General features: G+C 67.1%; 17 protein-coding genes. 9 read left to right on the forward strand and 8 right to left on the reverse strand.

Going from position 1 to position 18,276, the window contains the following annotated elements; genetic code table 11:
- Positions 1 to 13: 13 nt before the first annotated feature.
- A complete protein-coding gene (gene gabT, locus PGN27_RS25335; protein WP_335328580.1) occupies positions 14 to 1,357 on the reverse strand; it encodes a 4-aminobutyrate--2-oxoglutarate transaminase in 1,344 nt (447 codons plus the stop codon).
- Positions 1,358 to 1,554: 197 nt separating this feature from the next.
- Between gabT and yajC the strand changes: the two genes are divergently transcribed.
- From yajC to PGN27_RS25365, 6 genes are all read left to right on the forward strand, one after another.
- On the forward strand, positions 1,555 to 1,914 hold the full coding sequence (gene yajC, locus PGN27_RS25340; RefSeq protein WP_036461558.1) for a preprotein translocase subunit YajC: 360 nt from the start codon (positions 1,555 to 1,557) through the stop codon (positions 1,912 to 1,914).
- Between the two features lie 80 nt (positions 1,915 to 1,994).
- Positions 1,995 to 3,800 carry a protein translocase subunit SecD gene (secD, locus tag PGN27_RS25345; RefSeq protein WP_335328581.1) on the forward strand — a complete coding sequence of 602 codons (1,806 nt, stop codon included), beginning with the start codon at positions 1,995 to 1,997 and terminating at the stop codon, positions 3,798 to 3,800.
- A 4-nt stretch (positions 3,801 to 3,804) separates the two neighbouring features.
- Entirely contained in the window at positions 3,805 to 5,037 is a 1,233-nt protein-coding gene (gene secF / locus PGN27_RS25350; RefSeq protein ID WP_335328582.1) for a protein translocase subunit SecF, read from the forward strand.
- Between the two features lie 134 nt (positions 5,038 to 5,171).
- Positions 5,172 to 6,776, forward strand: a complete 1,605-nt coding sequence (locus PGN27_RS25355; protein ID WP_335328858.1) for an ABC transporter substrate-binding protein — start codon at positions 5,172 to 5,174, stop codon at positions 6,774 to 6,776.
- Positions 6,761 to 7,297, forward strand: a complete 537-nt coding sequence (locus tag PGN27_RS25360) for an adenine phosphoribosyltransferase (RefSeq protein WP_418888643.1) — start codon at positions 6,761 to 6,763, stop codon at positions 7,295 to 7,297. Before PGN27_RS25355 ends, PGN27_RS25360 begins: the two co-directional genes overlap by 16 nt.
- 79 nt (positions 7,298 to 7,376) lie before the next feature.
- Entirely contained in the window at positions 7,377 to 9,686 is a 2,310-nt protein-coding gene (locus PGN27_RS25365; protein ID WP_335328860.1) for a RelA/SpoT family protein, read from the forward strand.
- Positions 9,687 to 9,796: 110 nt separating this feature from the next.
- Here PGN27_RS25365 and PGN27_RS25370 read toward each other — a convergent pair whose 3' ends face one another.
- On the reverse strand, positions 9,797 to 10,810 hold the full coding sequence (locus tag PGN27_RS25370; RefSeq protein WP_335328583.1) for a peptidylprolyl isomerase: 1,014 nt from the start codon (positions 10,808 to 10,810) through the stop codon (positions 9,797 to 9,799).
- A 16-nt stretch (positions 10,811 to 10,826) separates the two neighbouring features.
- Positions 10,827 to 11,702 carry a peptidylprolyl isomerase gene (locus tag PGN27_RS25375; RefSeq protein ID WP_335328584.1) on the reverse strand — a complete coding sequence of 292 codons (876 nt, stop codon included), beginning with the start codon at positions 11,700 to 11,702 and terminating at the stop codon, positions 10,827 to 10,829.
- Between the two features lie 120 nt (positions 11,703 to 11,822).
- Between PGN27_RS25375 and PGN27_RS25380 the strand changes: the two genes are divergently transcribed.
- Both PGN27_RS25380 and hisS read left to right on the forward strand, forming a co-directional pair.
- Complete coding sequence (locus PGN27_RS25380) at positions 11,823 to 12,491, forward strand: MBL fold metallo-hydrolase (protein ID WP_335328585.1); 669 nt, start codon at positions 11,823 to 11,825, stop codon at positions 12,489 to 12,491.
- Positions 12,488 to 13,747 carry a histidine--tRNA ligase gene (gene hisS / locus PGN27_RS25385; protein ID WP_335328587.1) on the forward strand — a complete coding sequence of 420 codons (1,260 nt, stop codon included), beginning with the start codon at positions 12,488 to 12,490 and terminating at the stop codon, positions 13,745 to 13,747. Before PGN27_RS25380 ends, hisS begins: the two co-directional genes overlap by 4 nt.
- Position 13,748: 1 nt before the next feature.
- On the opposite strand, the gene PGN27_RS25390 is transcribed toward hisS, so the two are convergent.
- A complete protein-coding gene (locus PGN27_RS25390) occupies positions 13,749 to 14,264 on the reverse strand; it encodes a hypothetical protein (RefSeq protein ID WP_335328588.1) in 516 nt (171 codons plus the stop codon).
- Between the two features lie 22 nt (positions 14,265 to 14,286).
- Here PGN27_RS25390 and dtd point away from each other — a divergent pair, with 22 nt between their 5' ends.
- Positions 14,287 to 14,724: a D-aminoacyl-tRNA deacylase gene (gene dtd, locus PGN27_RS25395; RefSeq protein ID WP_335328589.1), complete on the forward strand. Its 438-nt coding sequence runs from the start codon at positions 14,287 to 14,289 to the stop codon at positions 14,722 to 14,724.
- Positions 14,725 to 14,739: 15 nt separating this feature from the next.
- Here dtd and urtE read toward each other — a convergent pair whose 3' ends face one another.
- The 4 genes from urtE to urtB are packed head-to-tail and all read right to left on the reverse strand — an operon-like array spanning position 14,740 to position 18,270.
- The gene (gene urtE / locus PGN27_RS25400; protein WP_335328590.1) at positions 14,740 to 15,432 is read right to left on the reverse strand and encodes an urea ABC transporter ATP-binding subunit UrtE; all 693 of its coding nucleotides are present in this window, start codon (positions 15,430 to 15,432) and stop codon (positions 14,740 to 14,742) included.
- Positions 15,432 to 16,265: an urea ABC transporter ATP-binding protein UrtD gene (gene urtD / locus PGN27_RS25405; RefSeq protein ID WP_335328591.1), complete on the reverse strand. Its 834-nt coding sequence runs from the start codon at positions 16,263 to 16,265 to the stop codon at positions 15,432 to 15,434. Before urtD ends, urtE begins: the two co-directional genes overlap by 1 nt.
- Positions 16,262 to 17,389 (reverse strand): urea ABC transporter permease subunit UrtC, encoded by a 1,128-nt coding sequence (gene urtC, locus PGN27_RS25410; protein WP_335328592.1) that lies wholly within the window; start codon positions 17,387 to 17,389, stop codon positions 16,262 to 16,264. Before urtC ends, urtD begins: the two co-directional genes overlap by 4 nt.
- On the reverse strand, positions 17,386 to 18,270 hold the full coding sequence (gene urtB / locus PGN27_RS25415) for an urea ABC transporter permease subunit UrtB (protein ID WP_019511293.1): 885 nt from the start codon (positions 18,268 to 18,270) through the stop codon (positions 17,386 to 17,388). The genes urtC and urtB overlap by 4 nt, the downstream gene beginning before the upstream one ends.
- Positions 18,271 to 18,276 lie beyond the last annotated feature (6 nt).

Below are 18,276 nucleotides of genomic sequence, written 5' to 3' on the forward strand. Positions count from 1 at the left end.
CACCGAGGCAGGCTCAGCGCAGTGCAGCGAGCGCCTCGGCCAGGATGTCGAGGGCCTCACTCAGCAGGTCGTCGCTGATCGCCAGTGGCGGCAAGAAACGCAACACGTTGCCGTAGGTACCGCAGGACAACACGATCACACCCTTGGCATGAGCCGCCGCGCACAGCGCCTTGGTCAGCTCGGCGTCGGGTTCGGTGGTGCCGGACTTGACCAGCTCCACGGCGATCATCGCTCCGCGGCCGCGCACGTCGCCGATGCGGTCGTCGTCGGCCTGCATGCGGTGCAGTCGATCCTTCATCAATCGCTCGATATCGCCGGCGCGGGCCACCAGCCCGTCGGCTTCGATCGTCTCGATGGTCGCCAGGGCCGCGGCGCACGCGATCGGGTTGCCGCCGTATGTGCCGCCCAGCCCGGACACGTGCGGGGCGTCCATGATCTCGGCGCGCCCGGTGACCGCGGAGAGCGGTAACCCGTCGGCGATGCCCTTCGCGGTGACGATCAGGTCGGGTTCGACGCCCTCGTGCTCGCACGCGAACATGGCGCCGGTCCGCGCGAAACCCGTCTGCACCTCGTCGGCGATGAAGACCACATTGTTGTCCCGGCACCAGGCGAGCAGGGCAGGCAGGAATCCGGGTGCGGGGACGATGAACCCGCCCTCACCCTGGATGGGTTCGATGATGACGGCGGCCAGGTTGTCGGCGCCGATCTGCTTGTCGATGACGGTGATGGCGCGCTTGGCCGCCAGTTCGCCGTCCTCTGCCAATTCCTTGCCGAACTCCGCATCGCGGAAGGGATACGACAGCGGGGCACGATAGATCTCCGGAGCGAACGGGCCGAAACCGCTCTTGTACGGCATCGATTTGGCGGTCAGCGCCATCGTGAGGTTGGTCCGGCCGTGATAGGCGTGGTCGAAGGACACCACGGCCTGCTTGCGGGTGTACGAGCGGGCGATCTTGATCGCGTTCTCGACCGCCTCGGATCCGGTGTTGAACAGCGCCGAACGCTTGTCTCCGCCGCCAGGGGTGAGCCGATTGAGGTGTTCGGCCACGGCGACATAACCCTCGTAGGGCGTGACCATGAAGCAGGTGTGGGTGAACAGATCGGCCTGGGCGGTCACCGCGTCGACCACCCGCGGCGCGGCGTTACCGATCGTCGTGACGGCGATGCCTGAACCGAGGTCGATCAGCCTGTTGCCGTCGATGTCCTCCAGGATGCCCCCGGCGGCACGGGCTGCGTAGACGGGCATCGTCGTGCCGACACCGCGGGCGACCGCGGAATTCTTGCGTTCGATCAGCGCCGAGGACTTCGGTCCGGGGATGGCGGTGGCGAGATGGCGGCTCTGTTCGACGGCAGGCACGGCTGACTCCTGTGGCGTTACGGGTGAAAACATCAACTCAGACGCGATCGAACTTCGAATCGCGTCGGTTCCACCCCATTGTGTCACGGTTTCCGTCGGTCCGGGCCGGGTTGTCCGGGTGACCGGCAAATCGGGGGAGCCGATAGTGGCACACTGGTGTGCCGTACCCGCTGACAACTGCGAAGGACAGCAGCTCCATGGATCTCGTCGTATTCCTGCCCCTCTTCATCATTCTGGGCGCCTTCATGTTCTTCGCATCGCGCCGGCAGAAGAAGGCCATGCAGGCCACGATCGATCTGCACGAGTCGCTGACCGTCGGTGACCGGGTGCACACCACCTCAGGTCTGCAGGGCACCATCGCCGGGATCACCGACGACTACGTCGACCTGGAGATCGCCCCCGGTGTGGTGACCACCTGGATGAAGCTGGCCATTCGCGATCGCATCGAAGACCTCGACGACGATGATGACGACGCCGATGACAACGAGACGTTCGAAGGCCAATCCGGCGCCGTCGAACTCACCGACCGCCCGACACCCAAGACTGACAGCAACTGAGCCAGGGTCACCGCGTACCCTCCCGGTAGCGCAGTCCCTGTCAACGCCGTCCTTAATCGTTTCGAGGAGACCCAAGAACCGTGGCTTCGTCTTCGGCGCCGGTCCACCCTGCCCGCTATCTCTCGCTCTTCCTGGCACTCCTCGTCGGTGTGTATCTGCTGGTCTTTCTGACCGGCGATAAGAAACCCGAGCCCAAGCTGGGTATCGACCTGCAAGGTGGCACCCGCGTCACACTCACCGCTCGTACCCCCGACGGGTCGCGTCCCACCCGCGATGCCCTGATCCAGGCGCAGGAGATCATCAGCTCGCGCGTCGACGGACTCGGCGTCTCCGGCTCCGAGGTCGTGATCGACGGTGACAACCTGGTCATCACGGTCCCCGGGAACGACGGAACCGAGGCCCGCAGCCTCGGCCAGACCGCACGCCTCTACATCCGTCCGGTGATCCACGCGATGCCCGCCCAGCCGGCCGCTGATCAGGCGCCCGCCGAGGGCGCGCCGCAGGGACTGCCACCAGGTGGTCAGATCCCGGGAATGCCGCCCGGTATGGATCCCGGTGGCATGCCGCCGTTGATCGCGCCGGCCGAGCCCGAGGCGCCGGTCCGGACGCCGGGTCAGCCCGGATCTCCTGCCGCTCCGCCGGCGGCCCAGCCGCGGCCATACCCGCTGGAACCGGCACCCTCGCCGACCCCGTCACCGACCCCCGCACCCTCGCCGTCACCCTCACCGGCTCCCGGCGCGCCACCGTCGCAGGCGCCCGGTGCGCCCAACGAGGACGCCTCGCTGGCCCAGCGAATCGCCGATGAGAAGCAGCTGCGCCAGAGCACCGACCAGAGCATCCAGCTGTTGGCGCTGCAGTTCCAGGCCACCCGGTGCAATGAGGACGACGTGCTGGCCGGTAACGACGACCCGAACCTGCCACTGGTCACCTGCTCGACCGATCACAAGACGGTCTTCCTGCTGGACAAGTCGATCATGAGCGGCGAGGAGATCCAGACCGCCGGTTCCGGTCTGGACCAGCAGCGCGGCGATTACGTCGTCGACGTCGAGTTCAAAAGCGGTGGCTCGAAGATCTGGGCCGATTTCACCGCGGCCAACGTCGGTACCCAGACGGCCTTCACGCTCGACTCGCAGGTGGTCAGCGCCCCCGAGATCCAGGAGGCGATCCCCGGCGGACGCACCCAGATCACCGGTCAGTTCACCGATTCCTCGGCCCGCGAACTGGCCAACGTCCTCAAGTACGGCTCGCTGCCTCTGTCGTTCGAATCCTCGGAGGCCGAGACCGTCTCGGCGACACTCGGTTTGACCTCGCTGAAGGCCGGCCTAATCGCTGGTGCCGTCGGCCTGGCGCTGGTGCTGCTGTACTCGCTGCTGTACTACCGGGTGCTCGGCCTGCTGACCGCCCTGTCGCTGATCCTGGCCGGCGCCATGGTCTACGCCCTGTTGGTGCTGCTCGGTAGATGGATCAACTACACCCTCGATCTGGCCGGTATCGCCGGTCTGATCATCGGTATAGGCACGACCGCAGACTCGTTCGTGGTGTTCTTCGAGCGCATCAAGGACGAGATCCGCGAGGGCCGCTCTTACCGGTCGGCCGTGCCGCGTGGCTGGGCCCGTGCCCGTAAGACGATCCTCTCCGGTAACGCGGTGACCTTCTTGGCCGCCGCGGTGCTCTACATCCTGGCCGTCGGCCAGGTGAAGGGTTTCGCGTTCACCCTGGGCCTGACCACGATCCTCGACGTGCTGGTGGTGTTCCTGGTGACCTGGCCACTGGTGTACCTGTCATCGAAGTCCACGACGCTGGCGAAACCGGCGTTCAACGGTCTCGGTGCCGTCCAGCAGATCGCCCGCGAACGGCGTGCCGCGCCCACGACAGGACGGGGTTAGTCAGATGTCGGCCAAGCATTCCTCCCCGGAGGCCCTCGACACCGAAACGGTCGCCGGATCGGCTCAGCAGCACGGCTTCTTCGTGCGCCTCTACACCGGTACCGGAGCCTTCGAGGTCATCGGTAAGCGCAAGCTGTGGTACGCCGTCAGTGGTGTGATCGTCGGGATCTCGCTGCTGGCCATGCTGATCCGCGGGTTCGCCTTCGGTATCGACTTCGAGGGCGGCACCAAGATCTCCATGCCGGTCGACGGCGCCAAGGGTCAGGCCACCACCGAGCAGGTCGAGACCGTCTTCGGTGAGGCCATGGGCGGTGCCCCCGAGACCGTCGTCATCGTCGGCAGCGGGCCGTCGGCCACCGTGCAGATCCGCACCGAGACCCTCAGCAACGAGGACACCGAGAAGGTGCGCGCGGCGTTGTTCGACGCGTTCGCACCCAAGGGCACCGACGGCCAGCCCAGCATCCAGGCCATCAGCGACTCGGCGGTCTCATCGACCTGGGGCGGCCAGATCACCCAGAAGGCGCTGATCGCACTCGTGGTGTTCCTGGTGCTGGTGTCGATCTACATCACCGTGCGCTACGAGCGATATATGGCGCTGGCGGCCCTGGCGGCGATGTTCTTCGACCTGATCGTCACCGCAGGCGTGTACGCGCTGGTGGGCTTCGAGGTCACGCCGGCGACCGTGATCGGTCTGCTCACCATCCTCGGCTTCTCGATCTATGACACCGTCATCGTGTTCGACAAGGTCGAGGAGAACACCGAGGGCTTCGAACACACCACCCGTCGAACATTCGCCGAACAGGCCAACCTGGCGGTCAACCAGACTTTCATGCGGTCGATCAACACCAGTCTGATCTCGGCGCTGCCGATCATCGCGCTGATGGTCATCGCCGTCTGGCTGCTCGGGGTGGGCACCCTGCAGGACCTTGCGCTGGTGCAGCTGGTCGGTGTTCTCGTCGGCACCTACTCGTCGATCTACTTCGCCACACCGCTGCTGGTGACCCTGCGTGAGCGCACCGATGTGGTGCGCAACCACACCCGCAAGGTCATGCGCAGGCGCGCGGCGGTGGCGGCCAAGTCCGAGGGTGCCGCCGAGCTCGACGATGACGATGCGGCACAGGATCTGACGGCCGAAGCCGTCGAGTTCAGCACCCCGGCCGGTCCGGCACCCGACAAGCCGGCGCCCGGTGCCAAACCGCTGCGGCCCAACCGACCGTCGGGCAAACGGCGGACATAGTGCCGAGCGTGCGAGGCGCCCGACTGACTGTGCCGAGCGTGCGAGGCGCCCGACTGACTGTGCCGAGCGTGCGAGGCGCCCGACTGACTGTGCCGAGCGTGCGAGGCGCCCGCCGTGCAGTGGCCGCTCTGACCATGTCGGCGGCGCTGGTCCTGGCCGGTTGCTCGGCAGGTTCCGACGGTGTCATCGACTACGCCGTCGACGGCACGTTGATCAGCTACAACACCAACACCGTCAGCGGTGCGGCCTCCGGCGGCCCGCAGGCGTTCGCCCGCGTGCTGACCGGATTCACCTATCGCGGTCCCGACGGGCAGACGGTCAGCGACCGGGACTACGGCACCGTGGCCGTGGTCGGCCGCGCACCGCTGATCCTGGACTACGAGATCAATGCGGCCGCCGTGTATTCCGACGGCAAGCCGATCACCTGTGACGACATGGTGTTGACCTGGGCCGCGCAGTCCGGGCGATTCCCGTTGTTCAACGCGGCCAGCACCGCGGGCTACCGCGATATCGCGACCGTCGACTGCGTCCCCGGACAGAAGAAGGCCCGGGTGACGTTCAATCCGGACCGCGGGATCGTCGATTACGGTTCGCTTTTCGGCGCGACCGCCCTGCTGCCCGCCCATGTGCTCGGCGATCAGCTCGGGCTGGGGGAGGCCGGGGTCACCCGCGCCATCCAGAATCAGGATCTCCCGGCGGTCGACCGCATCGCCGCGGCGTGGAACGCCAGCTGGAATCTCGGTCCCGACACCGACATCAAGCTGTTGCCCTCTTCCGGGCCCTACAAGGTGGAGTCCATCACCGACCAGGGCGCGGTCGTGCTGACGGCCAACGACAAGTGGTGGGGCGCGAAGCCGGTGACCCCGCGGGTGACGGTGTGGCCGCGCGGGGCCGATATCCAGGACCGGATCAACGACGGCACCTTCGACATCGTCGATATCGCGGCCGGCTCGTCGGGCATCATCAACCTGCCCGCGGGTTACACCCGCACCGACACCCCGTCGGCGGGTATCGAGCAGCTGATCTTCTCCGCGCAGGGCCTGATGGCCGCGCCGCCGAACCGTCGCGCGCTGGCGTTGTGCACCCCGCGCGAGAGCATCGCCCGCAATGCCCAGGTACCGGTGGCCAACGCGCGGCTGAACCCGACCGCCGAGGACGCCCTGTCGGCGGCCGAGAGTGCCGTCGCGGCAGGACAGTTCGTGGCTCCCGATATCGAGGGCGCCCGGGTGGCGCTGAACAATCAACCGCTGACCGTGCGCATTGGGTATCAGAGCCCGAACCCGCGGCTGGCCGCCACGGTGGGCGCCATCGCGCAGGCGTGCGGACCGGCGGGGATCACCGTCACCGATGCCGCGGGAGAGGGTGTGGGCCCGCAGAGCTTGCTCGACAATTCGATCGACGTTCTCATCGGCAGCACCGGCGGCGCCGTGGGCAGCGGTTCCACCGGTTCGAGCTCGCTGGATGCCTACGATCTGCACACCGGTAACGGCAACAACCTCTCCGGGTACAGCAACGAGCGCATCGACGGCATCATCGACGCGCTGGTGGTGACCGCCGACCCCAAGGAGCAGTCCCGGCTGTTGGGGGAGAGCGGCCCCATCCTCTGGGCGGACGTGCCGACCCTTCCGCTGTACCGTCAGCAGCGGACCCTGCTGACGGCCAAATCGGTGGGCGCCGTGAGCAGCAACCCGACCCGCTGGGGAGCAGGATGGAACATGGACCGATGGACGCTCTCGTGAGTGATGCTGCGGCACTGATCAACCGGCTGACCCGCGAGGTGGATGACTTCCCGAGCCCGGGTGTGCAGTTCAAGGACCTCACCCCGGTGCTTGCCGATCCGCAGGGTCTGGTGGTGCTGACCGACGCGCTGGCCGAGGCCGCCGAGGGCGCCGACCTGATCGCCGGTGTCGACGCCCGCGGGTTCCTGCTCGGTGCTGCGGTGGCACTGCGCCGCGGTACCGGGGTGCTGGCGGTGCGCAAGGGCGGCAAGCTGCCGCCACCAGTACACAGTGTGTCCTACGACCTGGAGTACGGGTCGGCGACGCTGGAGATCCCGGCCGACGGTATCGATCTGGCCGGTCGCAGCGTTCTGGTGATCGATGATGTGCTGGCCACCGGCGGCACGCTGGTCGCCGCGGCCCAGGTGCTGGAGCAGGCCGGGGCCCGGGTGATTGGTGCGGCCGTGGTGCTGGAGCTGGTGGGTCTCAACGGGCGCTCCGCGATCCAACCACTACCGGTCACCAGTCTCATCACGGGCTGAGAGATATCCTCGAAGTCTTGACGATGGCGAGGAGGTGAACGTGGCCGGCGACGACAACGTTGCGAGCGGCACCGGGCAGGTGGTCCAGACTCCGCCGTCGACCGAGGCCGCTGCCGCGGACACCGCGAAGATCAGCGCCTCGCGCCGGGTGCGGGCCCGGCTGGCCCGGCGGATGACCGCCCAGCGCAGCCCCGTGAACCCGGTGCTCGAACCGCTGGTGGCGGTGCACCGGCAGTTCCACCCGAAGGCCGACCTGGCCATCTTGCAACGCGCCTACGATGTTGCCGAACAGCGCCATGCCGACCAGATGCGCCGCTCCGGTGATCCCTACATCACCCACCCGCTGGCCGTGGCGAACATCCTCGCCGAACTCGGCATGGACACCACCACGCTGGTGGCCGCCCTCCTGCATGACACCGTGGAGGACACCGGATACTCACTCGACGAGCTCACCAACGATTTCGGCAGCGAGGTCGGACACCTCGTCGACGGGGTGACCAAGCTCGACAAGGTCGCCCTCGGCAGCGCCGCGGAGGGCGAGACCATCCGAAAGATGATCATCGCCATGGCCCGCGATCCGCGGGTGTTGGTGATCAAGGTCGCCGACCGGCTGCACAACATGCGCACCATGCGTTTCCTGCCGCCGGAGAAGCAGGCCCGCAAGGCCCGCGAGACGCTGGAAGTCATTGCCCCGCTGGCACATCGGTTGGGCATGGCGACCGTCAAATGGGAGCTCGAGGATCTGTCGTTCGCGATCCTGCACCCCAAGCGGTACGAGGAGATCGTCCGACTGGTGGCCGACCGGGCACCGTCGCGGGACACCTACCTGGCCCGGGTACGCGCCGAGATCGGCTCATCGCTGGCGGCCATGAAGATCAGCGCCACCGTCGAGGGTAGGCCCAAGCACTACTGGTCGATCTATCAGAAGATGATCGTCAAGGGTCGCGACTTCGACGATATCCACGACCTGGTCGGCGTCCGAATCCTGTGTGACGATATGCGCGACTGCTATGCCGCCGTCGGTGTGGTGCATTCGCTGTGGCAGCCGATGGCGGGCCGGTTCAAGGATTACATCGCCCAACCGCGTTACGGGGTATACCAGTCGCTGCACACCACGGTGATCGGCCCGGAGGGCAAGCCGCTGGAGGTGCAGATCCGCACCAACGATATGCATGACACCGCCGAATTCGGCATCGCGGCGCACTGGCGGTACAAGGAAGCCAAGGGGCGCAACGGCGTACCGGGTGGGCACACCGCCGCCGAGATCGACGAGATGGCGTGGATGCGTCAACTTCTCGATTGGCAACGGGAAGCCGCCGACCCCGGTGAGTTCCTGGAGTCGTTGCGTTACGACCTTGCGGTGCAAGAGATTTTCGTCTTCACCCCCAAGGGTGATGTCATCACCCTGCCGACCGGATCGACACCGGTGGACTTCGCCTACGCCGTGCACACCGAGGTCGGGCACCGCTGTATCGGGGCGCGGGTCAACCATCGCCTCGTCGCGCTGGAGCGCAAGCTCGAAAATGGCGATCAGGTCGAGGTTTTCACCTCCAAGGCCGCCAATGCCGGCCCGTCGCGGGACTGGCAGACCTTCGTCGTGTCGCCGCGGGCGAAGGCCAAGATTCGGCAGTGGTTCGCGAAGGAGCGTCGCGAGGAGGCGCTCGAGGCCGGTAAGGAAGCGATCGTCCGGGAGGTCCGCCGCGGCGGACTTCCGCTGCAGCGGTTGATGAGTGCGGACTCCATGACGACGCTGGCCCGCGAACTGCACTACGCCGACGTCTCCGCGCTCTACACCGCGGTGGGCGAGGGCCACACCTCGGCCCGACACGTCGTGCAGCGACTTCTCGCCCAGTTCGGTGGTGACGAAGAGGCCGAGGACGAGATCGCCGAGCGGTCGACGCCGGCCACCATGCCGGTGCGCCACCGCACCAGCGATGACGTCGGGGTATCGGTGCCCGGCGCGGTCGGGGTGTTGACGAAGCTGGCCAAGTGCTGCACGCCGGTACCCGGCGACGTCATCATGGGCTTCGTCACCCGCGGCGGCGGGGTCAGCGTGCACCGCACCGACTGCACCAATGCCGAATCGCTCCAGGAGCAGTCCGAGCGCATCATCGAGGTGCAGTGGGCGCCCTCGCCGTCCTCGGTGTTCCTGGTGGCCATCCAGGTCGAGGCGCTGGACCGGCACCGCCTGCTCTCCGATGTCACCCGTGTGCTCGCCGACGAGAAGGTCAACATCCTGTCGGCGTCGGTGACGACCTCCAACGACCGGGTCGCGATCAGCCGGTTCACCTTCGAGATGGGCGATCCCAAGCACCTCGGGCATGTGCTCAACGTGGTGCGCAATGTCGAGGGTGTCTACGACGTGTACCGGGTGACTTCTGCGGCGTGAGCCGCGGTCCGGCTTGGGCGGCGTGAGCCGCGGTCCGGCTTGGGCGGCGTGAGCCGCGGTCCGGCTTGGGCGGCGTGAGCCGCGGTCCGGCTTGGGCGGCGTGAGCCGGGTTACTGCACCACGACAGCTTCGATGGTCACCGTGGTCGCCGGTTCGCCGTCGTCACCGCCGTCGGCGACCCCGTCTGCCGCAATCTCGTCGAGCACCTTGAGCCCGCTGGGATCGATGGTGCCGAACACCGTGTACGTCGGCGGTAGCTGGGAGTCCTTGTACACCAGGAAGAACTGGCTGCCGTTGGTGCCCGCCCCGGCATTGGCCATGGCCAACGTGCCGCGCGGGTACAGCATGGGAGCGCGGATGGCGGGGTCGGTCAGCCGGAACTGGTTGGTCGGGTACTCGTTGGGAAATCGGTAGCCGGGTCCGCCGTCGCCGGTACCGGTGGGATCGCCGCACTGCAGCACCCCGAGCGTGTCGCTGGTGGTCAATCGGTGGCAGGTGGTGTCGTCGAAGAAGCCCTGCGCGGACAGGCTTGCGAAATTGTTGACCGTGCAGGGCGCCTTGCCGTTGTCGAGCTGCAGGCCGATATAGCCGCGGTCGGTGCTGATCTCGGCCTCGATCGTCGCCGGTGTCGTGGGGACCCGGCCCATCAGTGGCGGATCCACCGGTTTGGCGGCTTTTTCCGGGGTCGGCAGGTATTGGCAGTTGGAGCCGAGCGTCGCCGGCGCCTTGAACTCCGGAAGCGGCTCGACGACGCCGGGGCTGGCCGTGTAACCCGGTCCGGACGGGTTGTAGTGGCGGATGTCCTCCACGACCGCGCGGGTTGCCACGATGGCCACGATCAGCACCAGCACCCCGAAGGCGGTCAGCAGGTAGCCGAGCACCAGCCCGGCGATGGCCATGCCGCGGCCCTCGTCACCGCTGCGTTTGATCTGGTACAGCGAGATGTGCCCGAACACGATCCCCAGCGGAGCGACCAGGATCCCGCAGATCAGCGCCGCCACCGCCAGTGAGTTGGTCGGCCTCCGCCCCGGCGGGAAACCGTTCGGCCCCGGCGGGAAACCGTTCGGCGCCGGCGGATACCCGTACTGCGTTGACGGGTAGCCGTACGGCGGCGGGACGCTCATCGGATCGGTCGGTTGCTCAGTCGACCGCGATGGACTTGACCATCACCTTGGTGGCGGGTTCCCCGTCCTGTCCACCACCGGCGACCCCACCCGCGGCGATCTTGTCCAGGGTGGCCAGTCCGGTCTCGTCGATGGTGCCGAACACGGTGTAACCCGGGGGCAGCTGGGAGTCCTTGTACACCAGGAAGAACTGGCTGCCGTTGGTGCCCGCGCCGGCGTTGGCCATGGCGAGCGTGCCACGCGGGTACAGCACGGGCTGCTGCAGTGCCGGGTTGTCGGGCTGGTACTGGTTGGTCGGGTACTCGTTGGCGAACTGGTAGCCCGGCCCGCCGGTCCCTTGCCCGGTCGGGTCGCCGCACTGCAGCACCGAAAGGCTGTCGCTGGTGGTCAGCCGGTGGCACGGGGTGTCGTTGAAGTAGCCCTGCTGGGCCAGGCTGGCGAAGCTGTTGGTGGTGCAGGGTGCCTGTGCGTTGTTCAGCTCCAGACCGATATTGCCCTGGTCGGTGGACATGCTGACGCTGACCTGGGTCTCGTCCATCGGGATGGCGCCGGTCCGCGGCGGATTGACCGGCTTGCTGGCCTTCCCGGCCGCCGGGTACTGGCAGTTCTGGCCGAGTCCGGCCGGGGCGACGAAGGCGGGCAGCTTGCCGTCGGCGGCGGGCTGCGGGGCGTTGGGGTCGACCGTCGTGGTGGTGGACGCCGAGGCCGTCGTGTCGGAATCCTTGGTGGTGATCACGACCGTGGCCACCACGGCGCCGATGACGACGACCGCGCCCACCGCCGAGGCGACGATGGTGAGCAGTCGCTGCCGCTTGGCCTGTGCGGCCCGTCGCTCCAGCTGCCGCTCGAGCTTGCGCTTGGCCGCTGCCCTTCGCTGTTCGTTGGTCGGCACCGCCGCTGTCCTCCTCATTCGCCGAACACGTCGGCAACGAGTGTGCCAGGCGTTTCTGAGTGTCGGCCGTGCGACCCGCGCGAATACCGGTCCGCCGAGTGGGCATGGGAAACTGACCGGGTGCTGATCACCGGATTCCCGACGGGGGTGCTGGCGTGCAACTGCTACGTGTTCGCAGCGCACGCGGGGGCCGATGCCGTCATCGTCGACCCCGGCCAGTCGGCGTCGGCGCGGCTGCAGCGCATCCTTGACGAGCATCGGCTCACCCCGGCCGCGGTGCTGCTGACCCACGGCCACATCGACCACATGTGGTCGGCACAGAAGGTGGCCGACCGGTACGGCTGCCCGGTGTACATCCATCCCGCCGACCGGGCCATGCTCACCGACCCGGTGCAGGGACTGACCAGCGGCGGGTTGTGGGGGACGCTGGGTCGGCTGACGCTGGGCGCGGTGTTCTCCGAGCCCCGCCAGCTCGTCGAACTGCGCACCGACGGGCAGGTGCTGGACCTAGGCGGCATCCGGGTGAGCGTCGACCACACACCCGGTCACACCCGTGGATCGGTGTGCTTTCGCACCCCCGGTCAGGTGTTCACCGGTGACACCCTGTTCCAGGGGTCGGTGGGGCGTACCGACCTGCCCGGTGGCAGCGGCAATTCCCTGATCGACTCGATCATGACCAAACTGATGGTGCTCGACGACGACACCGTGGTACTCCCGGGCCACGGCCCGAGATCCACGATCGGCATCGAACGCCGCACCAACCCATTTCTCGAAGGCCTGGTTCTGTGACTGATTTCCGCGCCCCCAAGGGTGTGCCCGACTACTTCCCGCCCGACTCGGCGGCGTTCGTCGCCGTGCGTGATGGTTTGCTCGGGGCGGCCCGTCGGGCCGGCTACGGCGATATCGAGTTGCCGATCTTCGAGGAGACCGCGTTGTTCGCGCGCGGCGTCGGAGAGTCCACCGATGTGGTGAGCAAGGAGATGTACACCTTCGCCGACCGCGGTGACAGGTCGGTCACGTTGCGTCCGGAAGGCACCGCAGGGGTGATGCGAGCCGTCATCGAGCACGGTCTGGACCGCGGGGCGCTGCCGGTGAAACTCTGCTACTCGGGGCCGTTCTTCCGGTACGAGCGTCCGCAGGCGGGCCGGTACCGGCAGCTGCAGCAGGTCGGTGTGGAGGCCATCGGTATCGACGATCCGGCGCTGGATGCCGAGGTGATCGCCGTTGCCGACGCCGGATTCCGCGCACTGGGTCTGGACGGCTTCCGGCTGGAGATCACCTCCCTCGGTGATGACACCTGCCGCCCGCAGTACCGGGAGTTGTTGCAGGACTTCCTTTTCAAACTTGATCTCGACGAGGAGACCCGCCAGCGCGCCCGGTTGAACCCGCTGCGGGTGCTCGATGACAAGCGACCGCATGTGCGGGAGATGACCGCCGACGCCCCGGTGATGCTCGACCACCTCTCCGATGGGGCAAAGGCGCACTTCGAGACCGTACTGGCCCACCTGGACGCGCTCGGCGTGCCCTATGTGGTCAATCCGCGGATGGTGCGCGGCTTGGATTACTACACCAAGACCACGTTCGAGTTCGTGCACGACGGGCTGGGCGCACAGTCCGGTATCGGCGGTGGCGGTCGCTATGACGGCCTCATGAGTCAGCTTGGCGGGCAGGACCTTTCCGGAATCGGCTTCGGACTGGGTGTGGACCGCACGCTGTTGGCGTTGCGTGCCGAGGGCAAGACGGTCGGTGCCACCAACCGGGTCGACGTGTTCGGGGTCCCGCTGGGTGAGGCGGCCAAGTTGGAGTTGGCGAAGCTGGCAGCGGCGCTGCGCGCCAACGGTGTCCGGGTGGATCTGGCCTACGGGGACCGCAGTCTCAAGGCGTCCATGAAGGGCGCCGACCGCTCCGGTGCGCGACTGGCGCTGGTGGCGGGCGACCGTGACATCGAGGCGGGCACGGTCGGAGTGAAGGACCTGTCCAATGGCGAGCAGACTGATATCGCCGTCGATGCCGTGGTGGCCGAGGTGCTCTCCCGGCTGGGCTGACTCACCGGCCGAACACCGCGCTGTTGAGCACCGCGTCGAGGTCACCTAATCCGCCGCCGAACGGGTTGGCGCGCTTGAGCACATCGGTTCCGTACGGGGTGGTGACCACAAGTTTCGGGGAGCTGGACGTCAGCTGCATGCGGCGGTGGATGCTGATTCGGTCCAGCGGAATGAGCAGCCCGGTCACATCGCGGTAGGTGCGCCGGTCGCGGTCGAACACCGCGACCGGGGCGAAGGTGTCCAATGGAGCGCTGCGCGCGGTCCGAAGTGTGCGCAGGATTGCGTACAGGCCCGCGCCGGTGGCCAGTCCGACTGAGCACATAGCCGCGCCGATGATGCGAGGCACACCGATCGGTGTGAACAACACCAGTGCGCCGAACCCGCCGAACACCAGTGTGACGATCAGCAGGACGAAGGCGGCGATCTCGGCCGCGCCGTTGCCGCGATCGATGACGATGACATCCATGCCGTCCTCGGCCACCACCAGACCGCCGTGCTCGGCGATGATCCGCATCATGGGCACACTCTAGGGTCGGGGGATGCGAGTTCTGGTGCAACGGGTGAGGTCGGCGCGGGTGACCGTCGAGGGTACGACGGTGGGGGAGATCAACCCCACCGGTCAGGGGTTGCTCGCACTGGTCGGCATCACCCACACCGACGATGCGGCGCTGGCCGCGAAGATGGCCGAAAAGCTGTGGCGGTTACGCATTCTCGCTGACGAGGCCGCAGCGGCCGATGTCGACGCGCCGATCCTGGTGGTCAGCCAGTTCACGCTGTACGCCAACACCGTCAAGGGCCGGCGACCGTCGTGGAACGCGGCCGCGCCGCGTCCGGTGGCCGAACCGCTGATCGACGCCTTCACCGCCGCGCTGCGCGAGCTGGGCGCCCGTGTCAGCACGGGGGTGTTCGGCGCCGATATGCAGGTCGAGCTGATCAACGACGGTCCGGTGACGGTGCTGCTGGAACTGGATGCGTGATCCTGAACGGCAACCTCAGATGGCCATCGCCGCGCGCACCTCGGCCTCCGAGGACGACCCGCCGGCGCCGCTGGAGGTGACCCGGCCGGACTCGAGGATGTAGTAGCGCTGCGCGGATTCCAGCGCGAAACCGATGTGTTGTTCCACTAGCAGCACCCCGAGGTCACCCCGTTGGGTCAGCGCGGTGATGGCCTGCTCGATCTCGTGGACGACCGAGGGCTGGATGCCTTCGGTGGGCTCGTCGAGGATCAGGCATTTCGGTGTGGTGATGAGTGCGCGGGCGATCGCAAGCTGTTGACGCTGGCCGCCGGAGAGCAGCCCGGCGCGACGGCCCAACAGTTCCTTGAGTGCCGGGAACAGGTCCAGTTGTTCGTCGATGAGTGCCTTGCCGTTCTTACGGCCGTCGGCGACCACCTGCAGATTCTCGGCGGTGGTGAGCTGGCCGAAAGATTGCTGGCCTTGGGGCACATAGGCGATGCCGCGCGCGACACGGGCGCTCGGGCGCAGCTTGGTGATGTCCTCACCGTCGAACCGCACCGTGCCGGCACTGCATTTGAGCAAGCCGACGGCGGCCCGCAACAGCGTCGTCTTGCCTGCGCCGTTGTGTCCCATCACGGCAGCCACACCGTCGGAGGGCACCTCCAGGGACACCCCGTGGATGACCTCCGAGCGGCCGTAACCGGTACGGACGTCGACGAGTTCGAGCATCAGGATTCCTCTTTCAATTCATCGGGCACGCCCTCGGTGCCTGCCGCCGCGGTGCCCAGATAGACCTCCTGCACCTTGGGGTTGGCCTGGACCTCGGCGACCGAACCCTCGGCGATCACCTGGCCCCGGGCCAGCACCGTCACCGAGGTCGCGAACGCCCGCATGAAGTCCATATCGTGCTCGACCACGACGACGGTGCGCTCACCGCCGATGCGCCGCAACAGATTGCCGGTCTCCTCGCGCTCCTCGTGGCTCATCCCGGCCACCGGCTCGTCCAGCAACAGCACCTCGGCGTTCTGCACCAGCAGCATGCCGATCTCCAACCATTGTTTCTGGCCGTGTGCGAGCACCCCGGCCGGCTTGTCCGCCAGCGCGGTCAATCCCGTTGTCTCCAGGGCTTCTTCGATGGCGGGTAGGACACCCGCACGACGGCGTAGCAGGGTCCACGCCGAGCGACCCGCTCCCGCCGCGATATCGAGGTTCTGCAGCACGGTCAGCTGCTCGAAGACCGTCGCGGTCTGGAAGGTGCGGCCCACGCCGTTACGGGCGATCTGGTGGACCTTCTTGCCCAGCAGTTCCACCCCGGACTTGCTCACCGACCCGGTGGCCGGCACCAGGCCGGTGATCGCATCGATGACGGTCGTCTTGCCGGCGCCATTGGGTCCGATCAGAAACCGCAGGTCACCCTGGAACAGGGTCAGGTCGACATCGCTGACGGCCTTGAAACCGTCGAAATCGACTGTCAAGCCCCGTACTTCCAGGTACTGGGTGCCCATGCCGACGTTGCCGCCTGCGGCGGGCTCGGGATGGTCATCGGTCACGGTGATGCTCATGTGCTGGCTCCGGCCTTCTCGGATTCCGGTTCGGGATCGGGGTCAGGCACCGACACCGGGTCCGGCGCGTTGTCGCCCGGGGTGCCCTTTCTCTTGCGCCGCAGGAACACGGCCAGTCCGGCCAGACCCGCCGGGAAGAACCCGACGACCAGGATGAACAGCAGGCCCTGCCCGTAGATCCACCCCGAGGGGTATTGCTCGGAGAACAGGGTCTGCGCCCACGCCACACCGATGGCGCCGAGCACCGGTCCCAGCAGCGTGGTCCGTCCGCCGATGGCCACCCCGATCAGGAAGGCGATGGAGGGCAGGATGCCCACCTGCGACGGGCTGATGAAGCCCACGATGGGCGCGAACAGCGCCCCGGCGATGCTGGCGAACAGCGCGGCGGTCGTGTACGCCACGACCTTGATGTTCGCCGGGTCGTAGCCGAGGAACCGGACCCGCTCTTCGCCGTCGCGCACCGCAACCAGCAACTCGCCATAGCGGCTCTGCATCAACTGCCGCACCACGGCGACGACCACCAGCAGGGTGCCCGCCGCGATGAAGTACAGCATCTGCTTGTTGGCCGGGTCGGCTAGGCGGAAGCCGAAGAATGTCCGGAACCCGTTGAGCCCGTTGGATCCACCGAGGCTCATCTGACCGACGAGCAGGATGGCCAACGCAGCCGCAAGGGCCTGGGACAGGATCGCGAAATAGGCTCCCTTGACCCGGCGCTTGAACACGCCCAGTCCGAGCACCGCGGCGATGGCGGTCGGGATCAGCACGATCGACACCAGGGTCACCACGGGAGAGGCGAACGGCGCCCAGAATCCAGGCAGTTCACGAACGCCCTGGATCTGCATGAAGTCCGGCACGCTGTTGCCCGCGAACTGGGCATCGGCGATCTTGAGGTGCATCCCCATGATGTAGCCGCCGATGCCGAAGAACACCCCTTGCCCGAGCACCAGCATGCCGCCACGGCCCCAGGCCAGCCCGATCCCGACGGCCACGATGGCGTAGCACAGGAACTGTCCGAGCAGGCCGAGCCGGAAGGTCGACAGCGCCGCGGGCGCCACACCGAACAGCAGTACCGCAGCTACACCGAAACCGGCCCATGTCTGCCAGCGTCCAAGGATCGTTCTCACACCAAACTCCTTGTCCGGACGGTGAACAGGCCCTGTGGGCGGGCCTGCAGGAAGATCACGATGATGACGAACAGGATCACCTTGGCCAGCGATGCCGTGGTGTTGTACTCGATCACCGAGTTCAGGAAGCCGATGCCGAACGCGGCGATCACCGTTCCCTTGATCTGGCCGAGGCCACCGACAACGACCACCAGGAACGCATCGATCAGATAGGCCTGACCGATCGTCGGACTGGTGGAGCCGATCAGCGTCAGCGCCACACCCGCGACGCCGGCCAGACCCGACCCGATGAAGAAGGTCGTGATATCGGTCTTGCGTGACGAGATGCCACTGGTCTCGGCGAGATCGCGATTCTGCACCACCGCCCTGATCCGCCGGCCCATCGGGCTGGCCTTGAGCGCGACGGCCAGCGCGGTGACGCACGCGACGGCCAGCACCAGGATGAAGATGCGGGTCTTGGGCACGACGGCACCGAAGATCTCGAAGCCGCCGGACAACCAGGACGGGGCGATGACGTTGACCGCCGGCGCGCCGAAGATGTCACGCGCCAGCTGCTGCAGGACGAGTCCCACGCCGAAGGTCACCAGCAGGGTGTCCAACGGCCGGTGGTACATCCGCTGGATCAGGGTGACTTCCAGTAGGACACCGAACAATCCGCCGATGACGAAGCCGACGATCAGCGAGATGATCAGCGAAACACCGGCATTGGAGATGATCTGCTGCACGACGAATGTCGTGTAACAACCGGCCATGATGAATTCGCCATGCGCCATGTTGATGACGCCCATCTGACCGAACGTGAGGGACAGGCCGAGTGCAGCCAGCAACAGGATCGAGCCGAGGCTCAATCCTGTTGCCAGCTGTCCGATGAGGACATCCATACCGTT

Source organism: Mycolicibacterium neoaurum (genome assembly GCF_036946495.1).
GTDB lineage: Bacteria > Actinomycetota > Actinomycetes > Mycobacteriales > Mycobacteriaceae > Mycobacterium > Mycobacterium neoaurum_B.

Bases quoted from the DNA above. Each gene is read 5' to 3' on its own strand.
- yajC (WP_036461558.1), top strand. From the start codon at position 1,555: ATGGATCTCGTCGTATTCCTGCCCCTCTTCATCATTCTGGGCGCCTTC.
- PGN27_RS25370 (WP_335328583.1), bottom strand. From the start codon at position 10,810: ATGAGCGTCCCGCCGCCGTACGGCTACCCGTCAACGCAGTACGGGTAT.
- dtd (WP_335328589.1), top strand. From the start codon at position 14,287: ATGCGAGTTCTGGTGCAACGGGTGAGGTCGGCGCGGGTGACCGTCGAG.
- PGN27_RS25360 (WP_418888643.1), top strand. From the start codon at position 6,761: ATGGACGCTCTCGTGAGTGATGCTGCGGCACTGATCAACCGGCTGACC.
- PGN27_RS25390 (WP_335328588.1), bottom strand. From the start codon at position 14,264: ATGATGCGGATCATCGCCGAGCACGGCGGTCTGGTGGTGGCCGAGGAC.
- urtB (WP_019511293.1), bottom strand. From the start codon at position 18,270: ATGGATGTCCTCATCGGACAGCTGGCAACAGGATTGAGCCTCGGCTCG.
- PGN27_RS25355 (WP_335328858.1), top strand. From the start codon at position 5,172: ATGTCGGCGGCGCTGGTCCTGGCCGGTTGCTCGGCAGGTTCCGACGGT.
- urtE (WP_335328590.1), bottom strand. From the start codon at position 15,432: ATGCTCGAACTCGTCGACGTCCGTACCGGTTACGGCCGCTCGGAGGTC.
- secF (WP_335328582.1), top strand. From the start codon at position 3,805: ATGTCGGCCAAGCATTCCTCCCCGGAGGCCCTCGACACCGAAACGGTC.
- urtD (WP_335328591.1), bottom strand. From the start codon at position 16,265: ATGAGCATCACCGTGACCGATGACCATCCCGAGCCCGCCGCAGGCGGC.